16 protein-coding genes are annotated in these 24,276 nt (G+C 71.1%); 10 read left to right on the top strand and 6 right to left on the bottom strand.

The genetic code is table 11. The features are described 5' to 3' along the window. Positions 1–127: 127 nt before the first annotated feature. Positions 128–1,840, bottom strand: a complete 1,713-nt coding sequence (locus ACZ43N_RS18660) for a lectin (protein ID WP_468098685.1) — start codon at positions 1,838–1,840, stop codon at positions 128–130. A gap of 29 nt (positions 1,841–1,869) precedes the next feature. Then, positions 1,870–4,707 (bottom strand): carbohydrate-binding protein, encoded by a 2,838-nt coding sequence (locus ACZ43N_RS18665; RefSeq protein ID WP_468098686.1) that lies wholly within the window; start codon positions 4,705–4,707, stop codon positions 1,870–1,872. A gap of 1,068 nt (positions 4,708–5,775) precedes the next feature. Here ACZ43N_RS18665 and ACZ43N_RS18670 point away from each other — a divergent pair. The 7 genes from ACZ43N_RS18670 to ACZ43N_RS18700 all read left to right on the top strand — a co-directional run bounded on the left by ACZ43N_RS18670 (position 5,776) and on the right by ACZ43N_RS18700 (position 13,300). Then, the gene (locus tag ACZ43N_RS18670) at positions 5,776–5,952 is read left to right on the top strand and encodes a hypothetical protein (protein WP_468098687.1); all 177 of its coding nucleotides are present in this window, start codon (positions 5,776–5,778) and stop codon (positions 5,950–5,952) included. A gap of 173 nt (positions 5,953–6,125) precedes the next feature. Beyond that, positions 6,126–6,482, top strand: coding sequence for a hypothetical protein (locus tag ACZ43N_RS18675; RefSeq protein ID WP_468098689.1), 357 nt, complete (start codon positions 6,126–6,128; stop codon positions 6,480–6,482). Beyond that, complete coding sequence (locus ACZ43N_RS18680; protein WP_468098690.1) at positions 6,476–7,984, top strand: hypothetical protein; 1,509 nt, start codon at positions 6,476–6,478, stop codon at positions 7,982–7,984. Before ACZ43N_RS18675 ends, ACZ43N_RS18680 begins: the two co-directional genes overlap by 7 nt. Continuing rightward, complete coding sequence (adfB, locus tag ACZ43N_RS18685; protein ID WP_468098692.1) at positions 7,969–8,250, top strand: actinodefensin-associated protein B; 282 nt, start codon at positions 7,969–7,971, stop codon at positions 8,248–8,250. The genes ACZ43N_RS18680 and adfB overlap by 16 nt, the downstream gene beginning before the upstream one ends. Positions 8,251–8,256: 6 nt before the next feature. Then, on the top strand, positions 8,257–9,045 hold the full coding sequence (locus ACZ43N_RS18690) for a hypothetical protein (RefSeq protein ID WP_468098694.1): 789 nt from the start codon (positions 8,257–8,259) through the stop codon (positions 9,043–9,045). Between the two features lie 52 nt (positions 9,046–9,097). Further along, positions 9,098–11,245 carry an alpha/beta hydrolase family protein gene (locus tag ACZ43N_RS18695; RefSeq protein WP_468098695.1) on the top strand — a complete coding sequence of 716 codons (2,148 nt, stop codon included), beginning with the start codon at positions 9,098–9,100 and terminating at the stop codon, positions 11,243–11,245. A 1,215-nt stretch (positions 11,246–12,460) separates the two neighbouring features. Continuing rightward, positions 12,461–13,300 carry an ATP-binding cassette domain-containing protein gene (locus ACZ43N_RS18700; RefSeq protein WP_468099046.1) on the top strand — a complete coding sequence of 280 codons (840 nt, stop codon included), beginning with the start codon at positions 12,461–12,463 and terminating at the stop codon, positions 13,298–13,300. 18 nt (positions 13,301–13,318) lie between these two features. On the opposite strand, the gene ACZ43N_RS18705 is transcribed toward ACZ43N_RS18700, so the two are convergent. Further along, positions 13,319–14,257: an ArsR/SmtB family transcription factor gene (locus ACZ43N_RS18705; RefSeq protein ID WP_468098697.1), complete on the bottom strand. Its 939-nt coding sequence runs from the start codon at positions 14,255–14,257 to the stop codon at positions 13,319–13,321. A gap of 563 nt (positions 14,258–14,820) precedes the next feature. Here ACZ43N_RS18705 and ACZ43N_RS18710 point away from each other — a divergent pair. The 3 genes from ACZ43N_RS18710 (at position 14,821) to ACZ43N_RS18720 (ending at position 21,151) form a co-directional block, all read left to right on the top strand. Next, entirely contained in the window at positions 14,821–18,660 is a 3,840-nt protein-coding gene (locus ACZ43N_RS18710) for an nSTAND1 domain-containing NTPase (RefSeq protein ID WP_468098699.1), read from the top strand. 539 nt (positions 18,661–19,199) lie between these two features. Beyond that, positions 19,200–19,556 carry a hypothetical protein gene (locus tag ACZ43N_RS18715; RefSeq protein ID WP_468098701.1) on the top strand — a complete coding sequence of 119 codons (357 nt, stop codon included), beginning with the start codon at positions 19,200–19,202 and terminating at the stop codon, positions 19,554–19,556. Positions 19,557–19,993: 437 nt separating this feature from the next. Next, entirely contained in the window at positions 19,994–21,151 is a 1,158-nt protein-coding gene (locus tag ACZ43N_RS18720) for an FAD-dependent monooxygenase (RefSeq protein WP_468098702.1), read from the top strand. A gap of 257 nt (positions 21,152–21,408) precedes the next feature. Here the strand turns inward: ACZ43N_RS18720 and ACZ43N_RS18725 are convergent, their stop codons facing one another. From ACZ43N_RS18725 to shiA, 3 genes are all read right to left on the bottom strand, one after another. After that, positions 21,409–21,600 carry a hypothetical protein gene (locus tag ACZ43N_RS18725; protein WP_468099063.1) on the bottom strand — a complete coding sequence of 64 codons (192 nt, stop codon included), beginning with the start codon at positions 21,598–21,600 and terminating at the stop codon, positions 21,409–21,411. Further along, positions 21,593–22,579, bottom strand: coding sequence for a zinc-dependent alcohol dehydrogenase (locus tag ACZ43N_RS18730; protein ID WP_468098703.1), 987 nt, complete (start codon positions 22,577–22,579; stop codon positions 21,593–21,595). The genes ACZ43N_RS18725 and ACZ43N_RS18730 overlap by 8 nt, the downstream gene beginning before the upstream one ends. Positions 22,580–22,805: 226 nt before the next feature. Further along, complete coding sequence (gene shiA / locus ACZ43N_RS18735) at positions 22,806–24,164, bottom strand: shikimate transporter (RefSeq protein ID WP_468098705.1); 1,359 nt, start codon at positions 24,162–24,164, stop codon at positions 22,806–22,808. Positions 24,165–24,276 lie beyond the last annotated feature (112 nt).

A 24,276-nucleotide genomic window follows, 5' to 3' on the forward strand; every position in this document is an offset into this window, starting at 1 on the left:
TCGGCTGGGAAACCCCAGCCGAGCGCCTGCATGCACTGCCCGCGGCCTGGACAACCAACCATGTGTTGCAACGACCGCCAGAGACCGCCCCCCGGCGGGGGCCGCCCTTCCAGCGTGCCGCGTCAGCTCAGGGCAGGGTCCATTTCTGGTTGGTTCCGCCGTGGCAGGTCCACAGGTGCACGAGGGTTCCGTCCGACGAGTTGGCACCCGACACGTCCAGGCACTTGCCCGACTGCGGGTTCCGCAGCGACCCGTCCGGGTACGCCTGCCAGTTCTGGTTGGCACCACCGTTGCAGGACCACAGCACGACTCTCGCGCCGTCCGCCGTGCCGCCACCGCTGACGTCCAGGCACTTGCCCAACGCCTTGATCGTCGACCCCGGCGTCACCGTCCACTGCTGCCTCGCCGAGCCCGTACAGGACGAGATCTGCACCGCCGTCCCATCCGCCGAACCGCCGTCACGGACATCCAGACACTTGCCCGCGACCCCCACGATCGGACCCGCGCCGGGGGTGGGGGGCGGGCTGCCGCCCAGCTCCTTGATCCGGACATTGCGGAACGACACGTCGTCCCCCGTGCCGTGATTCTGGATGCCGACGTGGCCGGCGAGCGAGCGGGCGGGGTTGGTGTTGGTGAAGTCATTGATCTTCACGCCGTTGAGCCAGACCTGGAGCCGCTCGCCCTCCACCAGCACCTCGAAGGTGTTCCACTCGCCCGGTGGATTGAGCGCCGCGTCCCGGGCAGCCGTGTCCGGGGCCTTGACGGCGTAGATCGAGCCGGTCGTGCGGTCGGACGCGTCGGTGGCGTCGATCTGGACCTCGTATCCGTTGTCCATTGCCGACTGCGGGTCGTTCGTCGGTGGGAAGCCCACGATCACGCCGGAGTTGTCGTCGCCGGACATCTTCCAGTCCAGCTTCAACGAGTAGTTGGTGAACTGCTTGGCGCTGTACCAGAGCATGCCGAGGCCGCCGTACGAGGCGAGGGTGGCGTCCGCGTTGGTGAAGCCGCCCGGGCCGGCCTGCGACCAGCCGGTGGTCGAGCCGTTGTAGAGGGTGGTGTAGCCGGTCTCGGGCCGGCAGTCGGCCTTGGTCCGGCCTGCCGCGTACCGGATGCCGCCGAGCAGGTGCGCCCGGAACGCGGGCTCCGTGTACGACGCCTGGCTGTGCCCGCCGCCGGTGTAGAAGGCCCGTCCCCCCGAGTAGGTCTTGCACCAGCTGTGCGGGTGGTCGGCGCCCATCGTGCCGCCCGAGTACGACGACTCGTCCAGTGTGGTGAGCACACGCGCGGTGGTACGGGGGTTGGTCCGGAAGTTGTACCACTCATCGGTGCGGGTCCAGGTCTGCGGCAGGTGGGCGGTCGCCGCGTGCGCCCGCCCCTCCACCTTGACGTTGGCCTGCTGGACAGCGGGGTGCGAGGCGAAGTAGGCGCCGACCAGATCGCCGTAGAACGGCCAGTTGTACTCCGTGTCCGCGGCCGAGTGGACGCCGACGAAGCCGCCGCCCGATCCGATGTACGACTGGAACGCCGACTGCTGGGCGTCGTTCAGGACGTCACCGGTGGTGTTGAGGAAGACCACCGCCTCGTAGCGGCTCAGGTTGCCTGTCGTGAACTGGCTGCCGTCCTCCGTTGCCGTCACCGTGAAACTGTTCGCCGCGCCGAGGTCGCGGATGGCCTGGATCCCCGCCGGGATCGAGTCGTGCCGGAAACCGGCCGTCCTGGAGAACACGAGGACGTCGTAGGCCGTGTCCGCGGCATGAACGGGGTGGGGCTGTCCGAGGAGGACCAGGGTGGCGAGTGCCGTGGCCGCCCCACCGAGCAGGGTTCGGGGTCGTCTGCGCATGTGCGTCGCTCCCTTCTTGGTGACCGACATCAGGGCAGGGTCCACTTCTGGTTGGCGCCGCCGTGGCAGGTCCACAGGTGCACGAGGGTGCCGTCCGCGGAGTTGGCGCCCGAGACGTCCAGGCACTTGCCCGACTGCGGGTTCCGCAGCGATCCGTCCTGGGACGCCTGCCAGTTCTGGTTGGCACCACCGTTGCAGGACCACAGCTGGACCTTCGTCCCGTCCGCCGTGCTGTTGCCATTGATGTCCAGGCACTTGCCCAACGCCTTGATCGTCGACCCCGGCGCCACCGTCCACTGCTGCCTCGCCGACCCCGTACAGGACGAGATCTGCACCGCCGTCCCGTCCGCCGAACCGCCGTCACGGACATCCAGACACTTGCCCGCGACCCCCACGATCGGACCCGCGGACGGCCCTCCCCCGGTGTCGAAGGTGAACGCGTCGACGTCGAAGAGGAATCCGGAGCCGCCGGAGAAGGTCAGGTAGAGCGTGGTGGTGCCGGCCGGCGCACCGGAGATCGAGCCGGTGACAGTGGTGAAGTTCGTCCACGACCCGGTGACCGGGACGGTGGCGGAGCCGAGGACGGTGCCGGTCGGCGAGCCGGCCCGAACCTGCACCGTGCCACCCGCGCCGGCTGACGACACCCGGGCAGTGAACGACGTGGCGTTGCTCAGCTTGTACGGCTCGAACGCGATCCAGTCGCCGTTCTCGATGTCGCCGACGGACTTGCCGCCCTCGGCGGTCGACTTGTCCAGGACGGTGACGCCGGACGACGTCTTGTAGTGCTCGGCCTGCCGGTGCTTCGGCTGCAGGATGTGCTGCGTGTGCGTGGTGAGCCCGGCACTGTCGGTGTACTCGGCGTCGAATACCCCGAAGATGTTCGCCGCGTCGTCGTGCTCACCGTCGACCGGGATGGTGATCGTGCCGGTGCACCCGGTCTTCGAGGTGACCGGGTGGCCATGACTGTCGTGCCCGACGATGTACGTCATCTTGACCTTGGCGCAGTCGACCGTGCCGTCCTCCGGATCCGTCACGGTGACACTGAACGGCACGGTGTCGCCGAATGCGAAGATCTGCCCCGCGGCAGGGCTGTCGATGGTCACGGTCGGCGCGGTGTTGCCGACGGTGATCCGCACGTCGGCGGTGCCGGTGGCACCCTGCGGGTCGCGTACGGTCAGCCTGGCCGTGTAGTCGCCGTTCGTGGTGTACGTCTTCGTCGGGTTGGCGGCGGTGGAGCTGGTGCCGTCACCGAAGTTCCAGGCATAGGTCAGTGCCCCGCCCTCGGGATCGGACGATCCGGCCGAGGAGAATGTCACGGTCAGCGGTGCCGTGCCGGAGGTCCGGTTGGCGCCGGCCACCGCCGTGGGCGCGCGGTTGCCGCCGCCGACGTAGTCGAAGCGGTATAGGGCGGAGTTCTGGTCGCCCTGGTAATACCCGGTGCCGTAGTCCAGCACGTAGTAGGAGCCGTCCGGGCCGAAGGCCGAGTCGATCACCTGCTTGCCGGTCCAAGGGAAGCTGTCGATGGTGCCCGGGGAGCCGTCGGCGTTGAGGTGGATCGGCTTGATCCAGCCGCGGCCGAACTCCGTGGCGAAGAACTGCCCGTCGAAGGACTGCGGGAACTTCGTGGGCGAGCCGAGATCGGGGTCGTACCGGTACACCGGGCCCGCCATCGGCGACTCCGAGCCGCCGCCGAACGCCGGCGGGCTGCCGGCGTCGCCGCCGTAGCGGATCCAGGCGGGCTTCGCGGGCGGCAGCGTGCTCAGGCCGGTGTTACGGAACGAGTTGTTCGTCGCTCCGCCCGAGCAGTTGTACTTCGCGCCCGCCGTGTTCGTGGCGAAGTCCCATTCGGCGAACGTCTCGGCGTTGGTGTTCGTGCCGTTGCAGTACGGCCAGCCGTAGAAACCCGGGCCCGTTACGCGGTTGAACTCGACCTGGCCCTGCGGCCCGCGCGCCGAGGTGGCCCCGGCGTCGGGGCCGTAGTCGCCGACGTAGACGACGCCGGTGGCCTTGTCCACGCTCATCCGGAACGGGTTGCGCAGGCCCATCGCGTAGATCTCCGGCCGGGTTTTGGCCGTGCCGGGCGGGAACAGGTTGCCTGCCGGGATCGAGTACGACCCGTTGTCGTTCACCTTGATCCGCAGGATCTTGCCGCGCAGGTCGTTGGTGTTGGCGGCGGTGCGCTGCGCGTCGAACGCCGGGTTGCGGTTGGTCCGTTCGTCGAGCGGGGCGTATCCGGCGGACTCGAACGGGTTGGTGTCGTCGCCGGTGGACAGGTACAGGTTGCCCGCCGCGTCGAAGTCGATGTCTCCCCCGGCGTGGCAGCAGATACCGCGGTCGGCCGGCACGTCGAGGACATCCACTTTGCTGGACTGGTTGATCGTGAAGTCGGCGTTGAGCGTGAACCGGGAGAGCCGGTTGACGCCCTGCCACGTCGACCAGTTGCCGCCGGTGGTCGGTGCGTCGCCTCCCGGCGTGGACAGCGGCGGGGCGTAGTAGAGGTAGATGTGCCGGTTGGTGACGAAACCCGGGTCGATGCCGATGCCCTGGAGGCCGTCCTCGTCGTGCACGTAGACGGGGATGGTGCCGATGACCGTGGTGGTGCCGTTGGCGTCGGTCCGGCGCACGGTCCCGTTGCGAGCGGTGTGCAGCACCGACCGGTCGGCCAGCACCGCCAGCGACATCGGCTCACCGACCTCCGCGACTCCCCGGGCCAGTTGGACCTGCTGGAAGTCGGCGGCGTTGATGGGGTGCGCCGCGGCCGGGGTCGCAGTGGACAAGGTCGCGATGAGAGCGGCCGCGACCAGGAGCAGAGCCGAACCGATGGCCGGCCAACGCGCGGCCACAGCCCTCTTGGTCAGCATGAACATGACAACGCAGTCCCCTTCCCGAACAGGTGGTTGCCAGGCTTGGGGCGCGCGCTGCCGCGCCGATGCCGTAGCGGGATGTCGCCGCTTCGGCCCGCCAGTGCTGTGACCGGAAAGGTTCACCGGCTCGCGACGCCCGGCACGACACCGCGCCGCGTTGTCGTATCACGGCGTACATCCAGTACGCGGTGATACTCCGCCTTGCGATGCTCCCTCACTGCCTGAACGGCGTGGGAGGTGCCTTCGGCACCGGGCAGCCGCGAGCGGTCCGGTGAACCTTTCCGGTCACAGCACTGGGTGTGCTTCAGCAGGCCACTACGCCGAGCAGGGGCAACGGCTCGGAAACAGTAGAAGTCGATGGCTACCGCGCTGTCGGGTCACATCGACGACCGTGATGGTCTGCCGACAGGCTAGAAGACTTCAGCCCGATGTGTCCACAGTTCCCTCAGGACCATCCAGCTTCGGGTCCGTTGCGAACGAGGTTGAGAAGGGCCCGAGCCCGAAGGCACCCTGCGCACCGCAGCCGAGGCCGCGGGGGAGGCACCACGTGCTGCAGATGGCGGCCGTCAGCCGCCCCCGGCGAAGGCGACCATTTTCTTTGCCACGTCGGCCCGGCCGAAGTCAGCGACGCGGCCAACGGGTCCGCGACCACACCGGGCCGGCAAGTCCTGCACACCGGTGGGAGCGCCCGGAGCCCCGCGAGGAAGGAGCAGGGCAAGGGCGAACGAGTTGGAGGCCGATGAGCGGCGGTCGCCGGACCGTGAGGCCTGACCTGGAGAGGTGGTAGTCGGATCTCTCATCAGCGGCCCCGCTGGAGCGGCCGCTGCCCCTCCTCGGACCCCGATCGGCCAACACCGGCGCCAGGTCGGCCGTCGGACCCCGCAAGCGCTCTGGGGGGCGAAACCGCGTCGGGCGTCTTTCCAAGTCCTTTGAAATGCTTGAGAAAAAAGCCTTTCTCTGCAGCTCCGAAGAATCCCCAAAAGGGACTTGAAGGCTTTCCGGGAGCATGATTTCGTCAATTTCAGTAGGTCGTCCGAATGGTCGGCCGATGATCCGGAGTTGGGGGATGTCATGCCTGTGACGTCACTGTCCGAGCGGCTCGCCGGGAATGGGCTTCAGCAGCACTTGCACGCAGAGGCGACGGCGGTCGAAGAGGCCTGCGTTCCGCGGTACGGGGACTGCCTGTGGGACTCCCAGTGCTGCCACGGTCTGATCTGCGAGTGGTTCCACTGCTACCTGCAGAGCTGACAACCGGCAGGTGAGTGAAGCCCGTCGGGGCGATGGGTGTGCACAACCGGCGCCCCCACGCCCCGACGGAGCGGGTCGATCCGAGGGACGACAACCCTCCTCGAACAGCGCGGCAGTCTGGGGGCAACGAAATGCTGAGACTCTGGAGAGCGGCTCGCACGGCACAGGAATTCGTGGAGTCCGCCCGGAGGGACGGCGGCACATACGAACTCGAATGGCCGCCTGTGCGCAAGAAGTTCGGTGATCCATCACGCGGTGCGCCGTTCGCGGTGGCCAGGTTGCGAGTGGCCGAGAGACTGTTCATGGGTTTTCTCGACCCGGTCGAGGACGCGTTGTTCGTCACTGCCGGTCTGAACGTTCTCGGGTACCCGGCCTCGTTCCACCTCGGACGGGAAACGGCCCCGGTCGTGGCGGCCGGGGGCTTCTACGCCTGGGTGCAGTGCGGTGGGGCCGTGGTGAGCACCTCACTGCCCGTCCGAGAGGAGTACACCGAGGTGCTGCGGACCGGGGGAAGGGGACTGCCGTGCTGAACGTCGTCACCTCGGACGGGCACGGCGCCGTCCGTTGCGCCCCGCCCCGGCAGACCCCTGCGGCGGCCGGTGTGACCGCGGTCGTGAGCCCCGAGGGCTTCACCCTGGGACGGGCCGGGCTCGGGGCCGGAGACGTGTACTACCGCGTCGGCCTGGGACGGCTGGAGTGGAGCGAGAATCCGGTCGATCTCGCCGATGGATCCGACCGGAACCTGCCTGCACCGGCTTCCGGCCGGCTCCTGCCCGAACCGGGCACGCTCCTCGCGCTGATCCACGGACTGGCCCCGCCGCCGGACGCCACTCCCCTGCCGGGGGTACGCCGACTCGCGTTGGGCACAACCGTGCGCGTAGGCCCGGGGGGTGTCGTCGTCTCCCGCCGGCGCCCCACTCTGCCCGACGGACCGGCCGACTTGCTCGGGGCGGTCGCGGACTCCTTGAGCGCCGCACCCGACGACTACGCCATCGCCTACGGCGGAGGCCTGTCCTCTGCCTTCCTCGCGGTCGCCGCCCTGGCCGCCGGCCACCGACCACGACTGCTCCACGCGGACCTGGGCCTACCCGGCCACCGCCCGGCCCCGGCCGCCATACCCGGGCTGTCCGTCTCGCGCACAGCGGTCGACGTGTTCGACCTGCTGGACCACCACCGGGCTCCCCTGGGCGGACTGACGCCCACGCTGCCCGACGTGGAATTGCCCCGCAGGCTGGCCGTCGCTCTGACCGAGGCGGCGGGGCGGCCCCTGGCGTCGGCCGTGCTCCTGGAAGACCTCGCCGGCGCCAAGCTGCCCGACGTCGGCCGGGGCACCCGCGACTGGCGGCTGCTGACCTGCGAACCCTTCCATCTCTCCGGCGTCCTGCCTTCCCTGCGGGAGGCGGCGGACCTGCTGGAGCAGGGCGTGGTGCGCAGCGACCGGCCCGGCCAGGGCCCCCCTGACGACCACCAGGCTCCCGACGGGCCTCCGCCGCCGCCTCCGCTGGGGAGGCGGGACCTCCCCGTGCTGACCCAGAAGGGCCGGGTCGCCCTGCAGACGGTCCAGCAGGCATCGCTGTCCGTCTGGAAGGACCATCTGGATCTGCTGGGCCCTCTTCTGGGCCGCGCCGACGCCGGCCTGGCCGAACGGGTGCCCCGGGGCGGTCCGTTCCTTCCCGCTCTCGACCCGGCCGTGCTGGGTGCGGTTCAGGCCCTGTCGCCCGAACGACTCGGCCGTATCTCCCGGGGGCTGTTGCGCAACAACCGGCCGATGGCCGCGGCGGTCGCCCGCCACCGGGTCCGCGGACTGCGGCGCGCCTCGTCCTCGTTCGACCTCAGGCTCGCGGCGGCGGCCTATCTGCACAGCGAGAGCGCCAAGATCGTCATCGAACTGCAGCGGGAAAGCGCCCTCGCGGACATGGGACTGATCGACGCCGACGCGGTGATCGGACTCCTCAACGGGGGCCCCGATCGCGCGGACCACGCCCTGCCGCTGCTGCGACTGCTGTGGATCGACCGATGGCTGAAGGGCTGACCACGATGACCACCTCCGCCAATGCTCCCTCCTCCAGCCGTATCGCCCTCGGTCCCGGAGTACGGCTCACCCAACTGCCGTTCGGGGGCGCCGTCCTGATGAACGAGAAGACCTTGGCTCTCGTCGAGTGCACCGAGCAGGACGCGACGGTGATCAAGCGCCTGCTGTCCGGGGAACACCCCGGCCCCGACGACACGGACGTACACCGGGTGGCCTCTGACCTTCTGCGATCCCAATGGCTCGTCGTCACAGACGAAGTGAAGTGAGGTTCCATGTCCTCCCGACTCCCGCAGGCGGCGCTGGCCGCGCTGGCCGGACCGCTGCTCGTCGGCGGCGCCGCGAAACTCCTCACACCCGCGTCCCGGCTGGCATGGCCCTACCGGACCGGGCCCCTGCGCGCCCCGCACGGGCCCCGTCTCACAGGCGGCGCCGAACTGGCGGCGGCGACCGCGCTCGTCCTGCTGCCCGGCCGCGCGGCCCCCGCCGCCGCCGTGCTCACCTACGGCACGCTGACCGCTGTGGCGCAGTCCCTGGCCGGACAGCGCTGCGCCTGCTTCGGCGCCGCCCGGCTGGCGACCGTGGGCCGAGCACATGTCGGCGCCAACGCCCTGGGCGGTACGGTGGCGGCGGCTCTGCTCACCGCTGACCTGCCCGCCCGCCCGCGCCTGCGCGGGGCAGCCGCGGCACTGGCGGCCGTGACGACGGCGGCCGCCGTGCTCCTGACCGACCGGCGGCGGGCCAGAGCGGAAGAGATCATGGAGCACTGCGGGGAAGCGGTGGCCGGCGTACAGCTCTACGTGTCGGACGACTGCCCCGCGTGCCGGGCGCTCAAGCAGCTGATCGGTGCGATGGAGCCGGTGCGCCAGGACCGCGTGAGCATGACCGTGGTCAGCAGTGGCAGCGAACTTCCGCCCGGGATGACGGACATGTCGGTGCCGTGCGCGATGCCGGTCGACGCGACGGGCGGCCCCGTCTGCGCACCCGTCTCCGGGATCGGGGCGGTCAAGGCCCTGATCGACACCGTCGTCATCACCGGACCGGACGTACCACATGCCGCCTGAACCCCCCGGGGCCGCCGTGTCCGCCGGGCCCCGCACATCCGAACGGGAAACCGTGCACTTCCGGCCCGACCTGTCCGCCTGGGCCGTGCTCAGCGCCGCCGAGCTGCCCTCCGTGGCCGACCACAACCCACGGACCGTCTACTGGCGGGACCTGCCGGTCGACCCCGCTCTGACCGGTGTCGCACCGGCCCGCGCCCGGCACGCGGGCGTGGTGCTCGGCGGCTCCGCGCTGTCCCACCCGTGGCGGCTGCCGCTGCGCCCCCTCCTGTCGGCGGGGATCACCTGGCACCCGGAACTGCCCCTCGTAGCAGGCCTCGCCCAACGGGACGACCACCTGCACCCGTGGATCGCCGACTACACCGCCCGTCGCCTGACCGTCCACCGGCGGGTACGGGCCGCGCTCTCCCTGGCCTGCCGCCGACCGGGCCGGCCGGCCCTCTCGTGGTGCCAGGACGGACGGCTGACCCTGCTGACGCGTCCCGCCCCCGTGGCGAGCGGACCCGAGCGGGCGGCCGAGGGCAACCATGACGAGGTGGGGAGACCGGTGGTGTTCGAGGCCACCGGGCCGGGACATGTCGCTTTCGTCCCCGGCCTGGCCGAACTCCTGCGCCTGGCCGGTGCCTCGGTGTCCGTCCTCGACCCGGTCACCGGAGCACTGCGTTCGCTGACCCCACCGCTGCTCGTGGGCGTCCTCGACCCCGCGCCTGGTGGACGGGCGGTTCTGGTGGAGCACGCCACCGCGGCCGATGACGGGGCGGCTGAGCACTCACCGGGATCCGGCGACGGACTCGACTGGTCCCGCGCCGTGCTGCGGACCGACAGCGGTTCATGGTCGCCGGTACCGGCCACCGCACGCTGGGTCACCGGGGTCGGCGAAACCACCGCGTCGAGCAGAACCGTCGAGGGCGGCACCGCTGTCGAGTTGCGCCCACCGCACGATGCCGAGGGACAACACCCGGCCACCGGGCCGGGGATCACCCACGAGGAGGACGACCCGCCCCTTTGGTGGCACTGCCTGACGGTGGGCACCGAGACGGCCGTCGTGAGCCGCCACCGCACTTCGCTGCGGCTGCGCAGCGGTGAGGACGATCTCCGAGTGGCGCTGCCCGGAGCACTCGACAGACTTGGCACGCCGACCGCCGCACGCGACGCCGCAGGCGTCGTCCTCACCTGTGTCCAGGGCGGCCGGGCCGGATTCCTCCGGCTGGCTCACGGTGAGCCGGAGGCCGTCGTCACCGTCCAACCACCGCCCGCAGGTGAGGACGGTCCCCTCGATTCCGTCTGGACGACAACCGAGGACGGCGTTTCCCACCTCTTGACGCACCGGGCGGGGCGCTTCGACCACCACGAACTGCGCGGAGATCGCCTCCGTCCGGTGAGCGGAACCATCCTGCCCCGGCTGTGTGTGCCTCCTCCCCGCACGCGCGCGCGAACGGTGTCCCCCACTCTCGTCCTGTCCCCGCCGCCGGGCGGGCACGCTGCCCGGCTGACCCGCGTCGACGACCCGGCCCGGAACGCCGGCGCGGCAGCGCGACTGCTGTGGATCCAGGTACGCCGGAGCACAGTCGATCCGGCGGGCACGAATCCGCACGCCGACGTCTCCGCGCTGCGGACGTCCGGCTGGTTACTGGATCTCCCCCTCACCTGGCCGTCCGACGCCGTGCCCGCCGATGTCCGGCAGCAGATCGTTCACGCGGTCGACCAGTCGATGACGAAGATACGAGAACAGACCTCGCCGGAGGAGCCCGTCGTGGTCGGCGGCCACAGCTTCGCCGCCACGGTCGCCCTGTACGCGCTCGGCCACTGCCCGGGGCTGGCGGGCGCCATAGCCCACAGCGGCTGCTACAACCGCACGCTGACTCCGGAGGGCTTCCAGTACGAGAGGCGGACCTACTGGCAGGTCCCCGAGCTCTACCGCGCGTTCAGCGCTCTCGACTTCGCCGACCGCCTGAAGCGGCCGGTCCTGCTCGTGCACGGCCTCGACGACACCAACCTGGCCACTCCGCCGGATCAGGCGGTGGCCCTGTACCGGGCCGTCGTCGCCAACGGCGGGCGGGCCCGGCTCGCTCTCCTGCCGCACGAGGGACACAACTTCCGTCACCGCGAAAGCCTCCAGACCGTGACACGGGAGCACGAGGCGTGGCTGGCGGCCTGCGCCACGTCCTCCGCCCCGCGGGCGGCCGGCTCGGAAAGGACCTGACCGATGGCAGAAGCCGGCCCGGAGCGCCATGAGGGAGCACCGGTAGGGCCACAGGAGGGAGCCGACGACGAGCCCGGAGACACCGTACGGATCAGCGCCGCCGACCTGATGCGGGCCAGCGCGTACATGGTGCGTATGGCATGGCAGGCGGACCGCCGCCGGCTGACGGGCATCATCGCCGTACAACTGCTGACAGCGGCGGGACTGGCCGCGCTGGTACTGGTCCTACGGAGCACGCTGGGAGCGGCTTCCCTGTCCGCGGGTTCGGGCGGGCCGTCCGGGGACGGACTGGTCCTCGCCCTCTGCGGGTTGGTGGCCCTCACGTCCGTCGGCGGCGTCCTGCGTACGGTCGCGAGCGGCTGGCAGCGGGTGCTGACGGTGAAGGTCGACCGGCACATCATGTCCGCGGTGCTGAAAAGCGCGGCACGGTCGGACCTCGCCCGGTTCGAGGAGCCCGCGTTCCACGACGGCCTGAAGCGGGCTGTCTTCGCGTCCCGGTTCCAGCCGGTGATGGTGGTGACGGCCCTCATCGGCGCGTTACAGGCGCTGCTGAGCATGGCCGCCGTGGGAGCCGCGTTCGCCGTGATGACCTGGTGGCTGCTCCCGTTCACGTTCCTGGCCGTGCTGCCCGTGCTCAGGGCTGCCCGCGACGAACGCGACGCCGACCACCGCCTGCACGGACGGCTCGCGGAAGGCCGCCGGGCGCGTGAGTACCTCGAACAGCTCCTGGTCGGACAGGACGCGGCCAAGGAGATCCGTGCCCTGAATCTCGGGGACACCCTGCGCGGACGCTGGGACAGCCGATACGCCGAGGAGATTGCCGGCACCACCGAGGTGCAGCGTCGTCACACTCGTCGAAAGGTGCTCGCTCGGCTCATCGGCGATGTCGTCTTCGTCGCCGTCATCGGCACCATGTGGTGGACGGTGCGCAGTGGCGGCATGGCCGTTCCCACCGCGCTGGCCGCCCTGGCGGCGTTGCTCATGCTCGCCACCCGCGTGCAGATGCTCGGCTACCTCTTCAACAACATCGGTGCCGCCGCAGTGTATGTGCAGGACATCCGCACCTTCACGCGGGATGGCGTCCGCACCCCCACAAGAGACAGGACGTACCCACGGGACCAGGACGACACCGGCCGTGAGCACACCGTCGTGGCGGGCGGGAGCCGCTGCTCTGCGATCATCCCCGCGGAGCGGCCCGGGGCGGAGACAGCGGAGATGTCGGGGACGCCGGAGAGGCCGGCCTTCTTCTCCGTGAGCGCCCAGAAGCTCTCCTTCACCTACCCCGGCTCCACCGGAGCGGCGCTGCACGACGTGTCGATCGAGCTGGCCGCCGGTGAATTGGTCGCCGTCGTGGGCGCGAACGGCTCAGGCAAGACGACCCTGGCGAAAATCCTCGCCGGGCTCTACGCCCCCGACGGCGGATCCCTGCTGTGGAACGGACGTGGCGCATCCCGGCCCGGGGAGCGGCTGGCCGCGACCGCGATGGTCTTCCAGGACTTCGTCCGCTTCAAACTTCCCGCACGGGACAACATCGCCTTCGGCCGCCCCGACGTGCCCGTCGATCCGGACGCCGTAGACCGTGCGGCGGCCGACGCCGGGGCGGGCGGCATCATCCAGGGGCTGCCGTCGGGTTACGACACCGTCCTGAGCAAGGAGTTCAGCGGCGGGGCCGATCTTTCGCTGGGCCAGTGGCAACGGCTGGCGCTGGCTCGCGCCTTCTACCGGGACTCGCCCCTCCTCATCCTGGACGAACCGACGGCCTCCCTCGACCCACAGGCGGAAGCCGACCTCTTCGGCCGTATCCGCAGCCTGTTCGCCGGCCGGGCGGTGCTGGTGATCTCCCACCGGTTCTCCAACGTCCGGGACGCCGACCGTATCTACGTCATGGAGTCCGGCCGGGTCATCGAGCACGGCAACCACGACGAGCTGACGGCGGCGGGCGGCACCTACGCCCGGCTGTTCCGGCTCCAGGCGGAGGCATACCAGCACGGCCGCCGTGGGCGGGGCCGCACCGGGCAGGGGCACCGCGGCGGAACGGCGGCCACGTTGTCATGAGCGTCATCACTGGGCAACTCATGACGCGAGGACGCCGAGCAGACGTTCACCGCGCCGTGTCAGCAGCAGCCGCACCTGCTGCCCCTGGCGCTTGCGCCGGACGAGCCCCGCCGCTTCGAGCACCTTGCAGTGATGCGTCGTCGCTCCCGGCGCACAGCACAGCAGGGAGCTCAACTCCCCCATGGTCATGCCCCGGTGTGCGAGACGCATGAGCCTGGCGCGCATGCCGCCGAGAACCTCCTCCAGAGGGTCGAGAGTACGGCGGTTCGTGGTGACGGCACCGGAGGCCAGCTCCCGCAGCCCCGGTAAGGGATAGCCGATCCAGCTCGGGCCCTGCCGGCCCAGGGCGATCACGGAGGCCGTGGTACCGGACACCAGGGGAACGAGCAGAAGCCTGTGGTCGGGCAGTTCCATCGTGTCCCGGCCCGTGCCGCGGCCCGGCAGGGACAGCCCCTCACGGGTGCGGCGGACGCCCGGCCCCAGCGTCGCGAGTGCGGGGTCCAGCGCTCCTGTGACCGTGGCGACGCCGATGCGTTCCGCCTCGAGGTCGAGAAGGTGCCGCGCCCGTCGCCACACCGGCGCGAACGCCGCCCAGATTCTCGCCGTCGCCTCGATATAGCAGTGGACGAACGGCGCGGGCTTTTCGAGTACGCGCCGCCAAGCGGGCGGAACACCGTCCGGAAAGCGCTCGGTCACCTCAGCGGCCAATTGCGCCGGTGTGGCCGCGGCCATCCGGTCGAGCTGCTCGGGCACGGTGTTCGTGTCGAGCGGGAGTGGCGACATACAGTCCGGCAGCCACAGCCCATCGCTCTCGCACGCCGGGCCGAGCGCCTGCGCCGTGTTGCTCGGACACGCGACCCGTGCCGCCGACCGCCACCCCGGCGGCACGCCCTGGTCCGCCGCGCCGAGGGCGTCGGCCAAGAGCGAGATCACCGTGGGCAGAGGCTGTCGGCCCACGGAAACTCTCAGATCCTCCATCGACCCCAGGCGCAACACCGACCTGTTCACCACGCGATCCCCCGCTTCCGCCCAAAAACCCTTCCCCTGAATCGCTTTGCTCACTTCTTTCCCCCTCAGGAACCGGGTCGGCAAGCGGCGTACTCGCTGTGGTCCATCCCGGTACGACCTCTGATGCGCGGGGCGTGTCGGACGGTGTCCGGTCGTCACACGTGCGGCCCCCATCGGCTTCAGGTTTAGCGGGTTCGGGGTTGTTCGAGTTCGAAGCCTGGTGCCGAACAAACAAGTCCTGAAAAAATGCGATGCCGCAGTACAGGGTGTGGCACGGGGGTATCGGGGAGCCGCGGGGAGCTGCGGGGGGCCATCGGGGAGGTGCGGCGATGCCGCGCAGGGAACGACCGCTGATCACTGGGGACGGTCCGCTGTTCGAATTTGCGTCGGGGTTACGGCAGTTGAGGCAGAAGGCGGGGAATCCGCCGTACCGGAGGCTGGCGGAGCAGGCTCACTATTCGATTTCGACCCTGTCCTCCGCCGCCTCCGGGCAGCGGCTGCCGACACTGGCGGTGACTCTGGCTTACGTGCGCGCCTGTGACGGGGACGTCGACGAGTGGCGGAAACGCTGGCAGGAGGCCGCGGAGCTTCTGGGCGAGGCGTATCCGGAGTCCGGGCCGGGGGTCGAGGACGGCCTGGTTCCGCCGTACACGGGGCTGCGGTCCTTCCGGGAGCAGGACACCGCATGGTTCTTCGGGCGGGAACGGCTGCTGGAGGAACTGGTCGGGCGGCTGGAGCGGCAGCGGTTCGTGATGGTGATCGGGGCGTCGGGGTCGGGCAAGTCGTCGCTGTTGCGGGCTGGGCTGGTGCCGCGCCTTGAGGCCGCCGCGTCGAGGACGGTGATCGTACTGACGCCGGGGGCACGACCCTTGGAAGAGTGCGCCGTGCGGCTGGGCGCGATGGCGGGCCTCAGCCCCGGTGCCCTGTACAGGGAGTTGAGGGAGGACCCGAGGAACCTGGGCCGCGTGATGCGACAGGTCACCGCCCGCTCCGGCTCGGCACGCGGCGAACGCGACGGCGACCGCGACGGCGACCGCGACCGCGACCGCGACCGCGAACTGGTCCTGGTCGTCGACCAGTTCGAGGAAACCTTCACGCTCTGCCAGGACCCGGCCGAGCGGGACCTCTTCATCGAGGCCCTCGTCTCCGTCACCTCGGACGCCGACGTCCGAGGTCGCGTCGCCTTGGGCGTACGCGCCGACTTCTACGCGCACTGCACCCGCCACGCGTCCCTGGTGGAGGCGATCCGCGACGCACAGGTGCCCGTCGGGCCGATGAGCCTGGACGAACTGCGCCGTGCCGTGGTGCAGCCCGCGCAGCGGGCCGGGCTGACCGTCGAGGGTGCGCTGCTGGCGACGCTCATCGCGCAGGCGCGCGGCCAGGCGGGCGTGCTGCCGCTGCTGTCGCACGCGCTGCTGCAGACCTGGCGGCGTCGACGGGGCAACGCGCTGACACTGGACGCGTTCGAGGCGGCGGGCGGCCTGGAGGGCGCCCTCGCGCGCACCGCCGAGGAGTTCTACCAGGGGCTGGACGCGGGACGGCAGAAGCTGGCCCGGCAGGTGTTCGTACGGCTGACCGCACTCGGGGACGGCACGGAGGACACCCGGCGACCGGCCCGCCTGGAGGAGCTGGCCGGGCTGGCCGGGCCCGACGACAGCGACGACGGCGTCGGCGAAGTCCGTGTCGTACTGGAAGCGGCGGCGGGCGCACGGCTGCTGACCCTGGACCACGAGCGGGTGGAGCTGGCCCATGAGGCGCTGATCCGATGCTGGCCCCGCCTGCACGGCTGGCTCACCGAGGACCGCGACGCCACCCGGACCGCACGCCGCCTCACCGACGCCGCCCAGACCTGGGAGGCGCTGGGACGGGAACCAGGCGCGCTCTACCGCGGCACCCGCCTCGCCCTGGCCGCCGGGCTCGACCGAACGACGTTGTCCGTGCCGGAGCGGGAGTTCCTGGACGCCGGGTTGGCCGCCCAGGCGGCGGAACACACGGCGGTGCGGCGCCGGGCCCGGCTCCGGCGCCTGGGCCTGGGGCTGCTGAGCGTCCTGCTCGTACTGACCACCACGACCGCGGTTCTCGCCGTACGGGCGCAGCGGGCGGCGGACCAGCAGCGCGACGTCGCCGGTTCCCAACGGGTCGCGGAACGGGCCGCGGCGCTGCGGACGGTCAACCCGGCGCTGGCCGCTCAGTTGAGCCTGGCCGCTTACCGTCTGTCGCCCACCCCCGAGGCCCGCGGCAGCGTGCTCAGCTCCTTCGCCACTCCTTACGCCACCCAGCTGACCGGCGAACAGGGCGCCGTCACCGCGGTGGCGTTCAGCGCCGACGGCCGCGTCCTTGTCACCGGCGACGCCAACCGGACCGTGCGACTGCGGCGGGTGCCTGATCCGCACCGGCCGGCCCGGCCGGTCACGCTGGGGCGCATCGGCGGCACCGTACGCACGGTTGCCGTCAGCCTCGACGGGCGACTTCTGGCTGCCGGGGACGAACACGGGACGGTGACCGTGTGGGACATCGGTGACGCACGACGGCCTCGACTCGCGGCGCGGCTGCCGGGCGGCGCCGGTCCGGTTGTCGGGTTGGGCTTCGGATTCGGGGCGGCGCTCGCAGCCGGCTCCGGCGGGCGCACCCTCGCGGTAGCCGCCCGTGACGGAATCCGGATGTGGCGGCTGTCGGACCCGCGTCAGCCGCACCGCCTCGCCACGCTGGACCCGGGCGCCGACGTCACCGCGGTGGCGTTCCACCACGACGGGCGGACACTGTCCACGGGGCATGCTGACGGCGCGACGCGGCTGTGGGAGATGGCGATGTCGGGCGAGCGACTGCGTCGCCTGTCGACCGTACATGGCCGGAGAAGCGAGGCCGACGGGCCTGGCGGGACGGGTGAGGCCGACGGGAACGGCGAGACTGACCGGACGGGCCCCCTCAGCCACCTTGGCCGCGCAGGCCACACAGGCCGGGTGAACGCGGTGGCGTTCGCCCCACACGGGCGTCAACTGGTGACCGGGGGCGCCGACTTCACCGTACGGCTGTGGGACGTGACCCGGCCGCGCAAGCCCCGACAGACGCAGACGCTCGCCACGCACACCGACGCGGTCAACGCCGTTGCCTTCAGTCCCGACGGGCGCCAACTGGCCACAGCCGGCACCGACGCGACGGTACGCCGGTGGAATGTGGGCCGCTCCGGTTCCGTGCGTGCGGCGGCTGTGCTCTCGGGGCACACCGGCGGCGTCGGTTCGCTGGCCTTCGGCCCCGGGGGCCGCACGCTGGCCAGTGGCAGCGAGGACCAGAGCACCCGCCTGTGGGACCTGCCCGGCCCGGCTCTGACCGGCCACACCAGTTCGCTCTGCTCCCTCGCCTTCAGCCCCGACGGCCGGCTGCTCGCCAGCGCCAGCTACGACCGCACCGTGCGACTGTGGAACCTCGGGGACACGCGCCGCCCACGCGAGCTGCCCCCGCTCCTCGGCCACACCGGGCCCGTCCAGTCGGTCGTCTTCAGCCACGACGGCCGCACCCTGGCCAGCGCCGGTGCCGACGGCACCCTGCGGCTGTGGGCCGTGGAAGCGGCAGACGGCAGCCGCGCCCGCCCGGTGCACGCGGTCCCCGCCCGGGTCGGCGCCGTCAACACGCTCGCGTTCAGCCCCGACGGACGCATCCTGGCCACCGGCGGCGAGCAGGGCACCGTACGCCTCTGGGACGCGGCGGACGTACGCCGTCCCCGCCCGCTGTCCGTTCTGCGCGCAACCGGTGCGGTCGACTCCGTGGCGTTCGCCCCCGACGGCCGCACCCTGGCCGTGGCCGGCCGGGACGGGACCGCCACCCTCTGGGACGTCACCGGCCGACGGCACCCGTCCCGCCTGACGGTTCTCACCGGACACACCGGCGCGGTGAAGTCGGTCGCCTTCGCCCCCGACGGCCGCACCCTGGCCACCGGCAGCGAGGATCGCACCGTACGCGTCTGGAACCTCACCGACCCCCGCCACCCAGTGTCCCGCAACCGCCTCACCGGCTACACCGACGGCGTCATGTCCGTCGCCTTCGCCCCGGACGGCCGGACACTGGCCGCCGCCAGCTCCGACAAGAAGGTGCGGCTGTACGGTCTGGCAGCCCGCGGCGAGGTCCGGGAACCGGTGCTGCTGAACGCGCACACCAAGCCGGTGGACGCCCTCGCCTTCAGCCCCGACGGCCGCACCCTGGCCACCGGCAGCCAGGACTGGACCGTGCTGTTCTGGGACCCCGACACCGAACGCACCGCCTCCCGGATCTGTGCCACGGTGTTCCCGACGATCACCCGCGCCGAATGGCGTCAGTACTTCCCCCAGTGGAAGTACCGCCCACCCTGCGGGAGTTGAGGAACGACACCGGGGAGTCGGACGTGCGACGATCCGCCGGTTGCTCGGGCCGTAACCGCTGGCGACCGGTGTCCGCCCGGGGACGACTCACCCATCGATGCCGAAACTCCGGCCGGCAATTCCGCCTTGGCCTCGGCTGCCGGCGTGGCAGCGGTGCCCGGGTCACCGCGCCCCATGCCGCGACTGCGCGGTCCGGTACAGCAGGACGTGGGGCAGCTCACCGGCCGTGCTCCAGCCTCCCTGGTCGGCACCGGACCGACCGGGTCACATTTTTCAGGAGTTGTTGTTCGGTACGAGTGCGTCGAAGGCGAACAACGCGCGGGCCGCTACACCTGAAACCACCGGTCGCGCACTTGGAGCGCAGCGTGTGAGCCCGGCTGGCCGACGCCTGCCCGACGAACGGGGCAGAGCCGGCCGGGACCGCAACGCGACCTGAGCTCTGGATGTCCTGCGAACGCAGCGCATGGACACCCACCAAGTCACCGACGGTTTCCATCTGTTCCACCGCCACGAATGGGGAATACCAGTTGAAGACTCGCATGAAGTGGACCCTGGGAGTGATGGGCGCAGCCTCGCTCGTCAGCTCCGTGCTCGCTGCCCCGGCGTCCGCAGGAGAGGCAACCGTACTGGTGTCCAGGAACTGCCCGCCCGCGCCGACCTGCTCGTTCCAGGTAACCGGCTTCCCGGGCGGCACCATCTCAATCGATGTGGACGAGTACGGCAGCAGCGGGGTCGTACACCGCTGGGACCTCATCAACGGGGCAGGCAACTACCAGTGCTACGGCACCTACCGGCAGGTTGATCCGCCCCGGTCGTGGACCTGCAGCGGAGTCGTCGGGGGTACCGTCACCGTGATCGCCCAGATGGACGGCGGCGGATACATCGGTATTCGCTGATTCCCGCTCCCACCCTCCGGCCGCTTCGACGTACGACCGGCTCGCGGCGCCCGGCACGTCACCTCGCCGCGTTGTCGCATCACCCGCGTACATCCAGTACGCGGGTGACACTCCGCCTTGCGATGCTCCCCCACTGCCTGAACGGCGTGGGGGTACCCCCAGCACCGGACGCCACGAGCTGTCCGGCAATCCTTCCGGTCACAGCACCAGGTGCGGACGAGCAGGACGACACCTGCCGTCGCGGCACCGAGAACCACCGCGGCGACTCCGTACACGAGCCGGTGGGCGCGCGGTAAGGACTCGCGCCGCGTTGTCCGATGCCGGGGTCGTGGGCGGAAGGATGCCGCGGCGACGAGGAGGGGCGCGGGCCATGCGAACTGGCCGTGCACTCCGGCCGCGTAGGGTCTGCACACAGGGGCGGAGCGGGAGGACCGGACGTGGGTGGCAGGGCGATGGTGGTCGGCGGGGGAATCGGCGGGCTGGCCGCCGCGATCGGCCTACGGCTCGTGGGCTGGGAGGTGACGGTCCTTGAACGCGCCCCCGTCCTGGCCGATGTGGGCGGCGGCATATCCCTGCACGCCAACGGGGTCCGCGCGCTGGACCTCCTCGGTGTGGGCTCCGCGGTCCGTGCGGCAGCCCGGCCCCAGAACACCGGTGGTACCCGAACTCCCGCAGGCGGCTGGCTGGTCAGGATGGACGGCAACGCGGTCGAGCGTGCGCTCGGCTCACCGGTCCTCGGCATCCGCCGGTCCGAGCTGCATCGACTGCTGCGTGCGGCTCTGCCGCCCGGGTGCCTGGTCACCGGTGCCGAGGTGACGTCCGTCGACACCACCGACCCCGCCCGGGTGCGCCTGCGTCTCGCGGACGGCTTTGCGGACGGGGACCTGGTCGTGGCATCCGACGGTGTCAACAGCCGGGTACGCGCCCAGCTCTTCCCTCACCACCCCGGCCCCGCCTACAGCGGTTCGACCGTCCTTCGCGCCACGACCGAGCATCCGGTCGAGTTGGCGTCCGACCTGGAACTCACCTGGGGCAGGGGAGCCGAGTTCGGTCACATGGTGTTCGCCGACGGCCGGGCGGAGTGGCACGCGGTGCTCAACTCGCCGCCCTGTGTGCGGTTCGGGGACCCCCTGGCCGAGATGCGCCGCCGGTTTGCCGACTGGCACGACCCGATCCCAGCGCTCCTGGACGCCACCCGACCCGACGCCGTCCTGCACCACGACATCCGCGAACTGGCGACTGCGTTGCCCGCCTTCGCAAGGGGGCCGATCGCGCTGGTCGGTGACGCGGCCCACGCCATGACGCCCAACCTCGGCCAAGGCGCCAGCCAGGCGCTGGAGGACGCGACCACCCTGGCGGCCGCGCTCGCCACCACGCCCACACTCGATGCAGCGCTGGCCCGCTACGACGCCGAACGCCGCCCCCGCAGCCGCTCCGTCGCTCGCGCCGCACGCCAAGCCGGCCGCCTCGGACACCGGCTGACCCACCCCGTCGTCATCACCCTGCGCGACATCGCTCTCCGGCTGACCCCCTCCGGCGTGACCCTCCGGGCAGCCCTGCGTCACGCCCGCTGGGTTCCCCCGGCGATGCGTTGAAACGGCCCAGCGTGATGCGCCACCCCTGTCGGTTACGGCGTGTTCCGCGACGGAACGTGCCGTGTTCGTCGCGGTCGTAGAGGATGCCGAACTCCCGGAAGGCGGCCGGCTCTGCCGGATCGAGGTCATGGCGGGCATCGAGATCGTCGTGGTAATTGGCGGGGATCGCCAGTGTCTCGGCGCCGGCGGCCCGGAACCGGCGGGCGGCGGCGAGGATGTCGTCGGTGACGAATGCGACGTGCTGCGCCGGGTGGTGATCACCTTCCGCGCCCGGGGCCACGTGCCAGCCCCAGGTCGGCCGCGCGTTCGCGGACCTGTTCGGGGCTCAGTCGGCTGGCGAGCAGATCGTTCTCGAAGATCTCCACACCGTGGAAGCCCGCGCGTGCGGCGGCGGTGAGCTTCTCGCTCAGCGAGCCGCTCAGGCAGACGGTGGCGATGGACTTACGCATCGGCTCCTCCGGGCCCTCCGACGCTGATCCAGGTCTTGCCGGCCCGTCGGCCCGCTCCGGCGAAGGCTTCCTGGGCCAGTTCCAGCGGGTACCGGCATTCGACGGCACGTCCGGGGCGGGCACTGCCGAGTTCGGCCACGGCGTCGGCGAAGTCGTGGGGGTGGTCGTAGATCATGGATCCTCGGATCACGAGCTGGCGGCGGACCACGTCGTCGACGGTGAGGGGGAGGGGGGCGGAACTGAGGCCGACCAGCACCACGGTGGCCCCGGGCGCCGCCCGGTCCAGGGCGGGGCGCAGCGCGGGAGCGTGACCGGAAGTCTCGAAGACGAAGGTGAATCCGGTGCGTCCGTCGTCGGCGAGCGCGCCGAGCCGTTGAGCCCGGACCAGGCGCTGCGGATGCGGCTCGACGACCACCGGCCGTGCCCCGAGACGGGCGAGGATGAGACAGACCAGCAGGCCCTGTGCCCCGGCTCCGACGATCAGGCAGCGGTCCCCCGCGGTGACCCCGCTGCGCCGTACGGCGGCACGGGCGACGGTGTACGGCTCGGCGCTGGCGAGGTCGGCGCCGGACAGGGTGTTCGGGACCGGGTGGGCGAAGTGCGAGGGGAGCGCGATCCGTTCGGCGAGGACGCCGGGGGCGTTCAGGCCGACGATGGTGCGGTGGGGACAGGCAGAGGTGAAGCCGCGGAGACACTCGACGCACTTCAGGCAGGCGTAGTTGGGCTCGACGACCACCTTCTGTCCGAGCCGGCGGTCCCGCACCGCGGCCCCTGCGGCGACGATGCGCCCGAAGCCCTCGTGCCCCAGGACCCACGGCACTTCGGGGGGACGGCGCTTGCCGTGGAAGACGGCGAGATCGGTACCGCACAGTCCGACCCCGTCCACCTCCACGACGACGTCGTACGGTCCGCAGGAGGGCTCCGGCCAGTCGTCGACCGTCTCTATACGACTGGTGCCCGTGAGAACCGCTGCTCTCATCTCGTTCTCCTTGAATCTCCCCCGAGGTCCGCTTAGTGGACCATACGATCCGAGGAGTGGTTTTACCAGGGGCCTGGGCGAAGTTCCTCGGCCGATGCCCGCTCGTTCGGCAGGGGCGGCGTATCACCGGCCCACCGTGCGGGGACATGGCGCAACCGCCGTACGTCCAGCGGGACATACGGCGGCTGCGCACCCTTCCGGGTCTCCCCGGGAATCCGTTTGCGGGTCAGACGGTCTCGCTGACGGACTCCGCCGGCATCGCGGCGGGAGCCCGGTCCCGCCCGCCGCCCATCCGCAGGGCGACGAGGAGGGAGATGAGGCAACCGAGAGTGAAGTAGCCGGCGACCAGGTACCAGCCGCCGTCCGCCCAGAGGACCAGGGAGCTGAGGACGAAGGGCGTGAAACCGCCGCCGACGACACTGGCGAGCTGGTAGCCGACACCGGCGCCGCTGTAGCGGTACTCGGGGCCGAACATCTCCGTGAACAGGGACTGCTGCACGGCGACGGCCATGTCATGGGCGCCGTTCACCAGGAGCACCGAGCACACGATGATCAGCGCCATCGAACCGGACTCCATGGCCAGGAAGAAGGGGACGGAGCCGGCGATGCCCAGGACGGAGCCCCACACGTAGACCGAGCGCCGGCTGAAGCGGTCGGCGAGGTAGGCGAACGCCGGAATGGTGACGATCGCCAGCGCGCCCACCGCGAGGTTGATGTTGAGCAGGTTGTCGCGGTCCAGGCCGAACTCGGCCGTGCCGTAGCTGAGGGCGAAGTTGGTCACGCCGTAGAAGGTGAACAGCTCGACCATGCGCAGACCGATGATGGCGAAGAAGCCCTTGGGATTGGACCGGATGGCGGCGACGAGGGGCAGGCTCGGCTTCTTGCCCTGCTGGAGCGTGGCGACCTCCTGGGTGAAGACCCCGGACTCCTCGACCTTGGCCCGGATGACCAGGCCGATGATCACGATGACCGCGCTCACCAGGAAGGGGATGCGCCAGCCCCACGAGCGGAAGGCGGCGTCCGACATCCCGCCGGAGGTGACCTTGGTGATCAGGGTGGCGAGCAGCAGGCCGACCGACGCGCCGACCTGTACGCCGCTGCTGTAGAGCGAACGCCACCTGCTGGGCGCGTTCTCCACCGCCATCAGCGCGGCACCGCCCCACTCGCCGCCGACGGCGAAGCCCTGGGCCGCGCGCAGGACGACCAGTAGGAAGGGCGCCCACAGACCGGCCTGGGCGTGGGTGGGCAGGACGCCTATCAGGGTGGACGCGAGGCCCATGATCAGCATGGTGAGGACCAGCATCTTCTTGCGGCCCAGACGGTCCCCGAAGTGGCCGAAGACGATGCCGCCCAACGGGCGGAACAGGAAGCCCACACCGAATGTGGCCCAGGCGGCCAGGGTGCCCACGGCCGGGCTGACGTCGGGAAAGAACAGTTCGTTGAAGAGGAGGCCGGCGACGATGCCGTAGAGGAAGAAGTCGTACCAGTCGACGACCGCTCCCATGAAGCTGGCTACGGCCGCCCTCTTCGCCGCACTGGGATTCGCGGTCCCGGCGCCTGCTGCCGGGCTGGGGATGCTGCTCAACTCACACACTCCATTGGATGCTGCGCTTCACCGGCCGGCCGGGAGGCGCGGCTCGAGAGCGACGGATGGAATCGGGACAGGCGACTGCCGTGCGAATGGGGGTCGGGGCCGA

This window comes from Streptomyces sp. NPDC030814 (genome assembly GCF_055572155.1).

Coding starts and splice junctions, on each gene's coding strand:
- ACZ43N_RS18665 (WP_468098686.1), bottom strand. CDS start 4,707: ATGTTCATGCTGACCAAGAGGGCTGTGGCCGCGCGTTGGCCGGCCATC.
- ACZ43N_RS18670 (WP_468098687.1), top strand. CDS start 5,776: ATGCCTGTGACGTCACTGTCCGAGCGGCTCGCCGGGAATGGGCTTCAG.
- adfB (WP_468098692.1), top strand. CDS start 7,969: ATGGCTGAAGGGCTGACCACGATGACCACCTCCGCCAATGCTCCCTCC.
- ACZ43N_RS18690 (WP_468098694.1), top strand. CDS start 8,257: ATGTCCTCCCGACTCCCGCAGGCGGCGCTGGCCGCGCTGGCCGGACCG.
- ACZ43N_RS18660 (WP_468098685.1), bottom strand. CDS start 1,840: ATGCGCAGACGACCCCGAACCCTGCTCGGTGGGGCGGCCACGGCACTC.
- ACZ43N_RS18715 (WP_468098701.1), top strand. CDS start 19,200: ATGAAGTGGACCCTGGGAGTGATGGGCGCAGCCTCGCTCGTCAGCTCC.
- ACZ43N_RS18700 (WP_468099046.1), top strand. CDS start 12,461: ATGTCGGGGACGCCGGAGAGGCCGGCCTTCTTCTCCGTGAGCGCCCAG.
- ACZ43N_RS18725 (WP_468099063.1), bottom strand. CDS start 21,600: ATGCGTAAGTCCATCGCCACCGTCTGCCTGAGCGGCTCGCTGAGCGAG.
- ACZ43N_RS18730 (WP_468098703.1), bottom strand. CDS start 22,579: ATGAGAGCAGCGGTTCTCACGGGCACCAGTCGTATAGAGACGGTCGAC.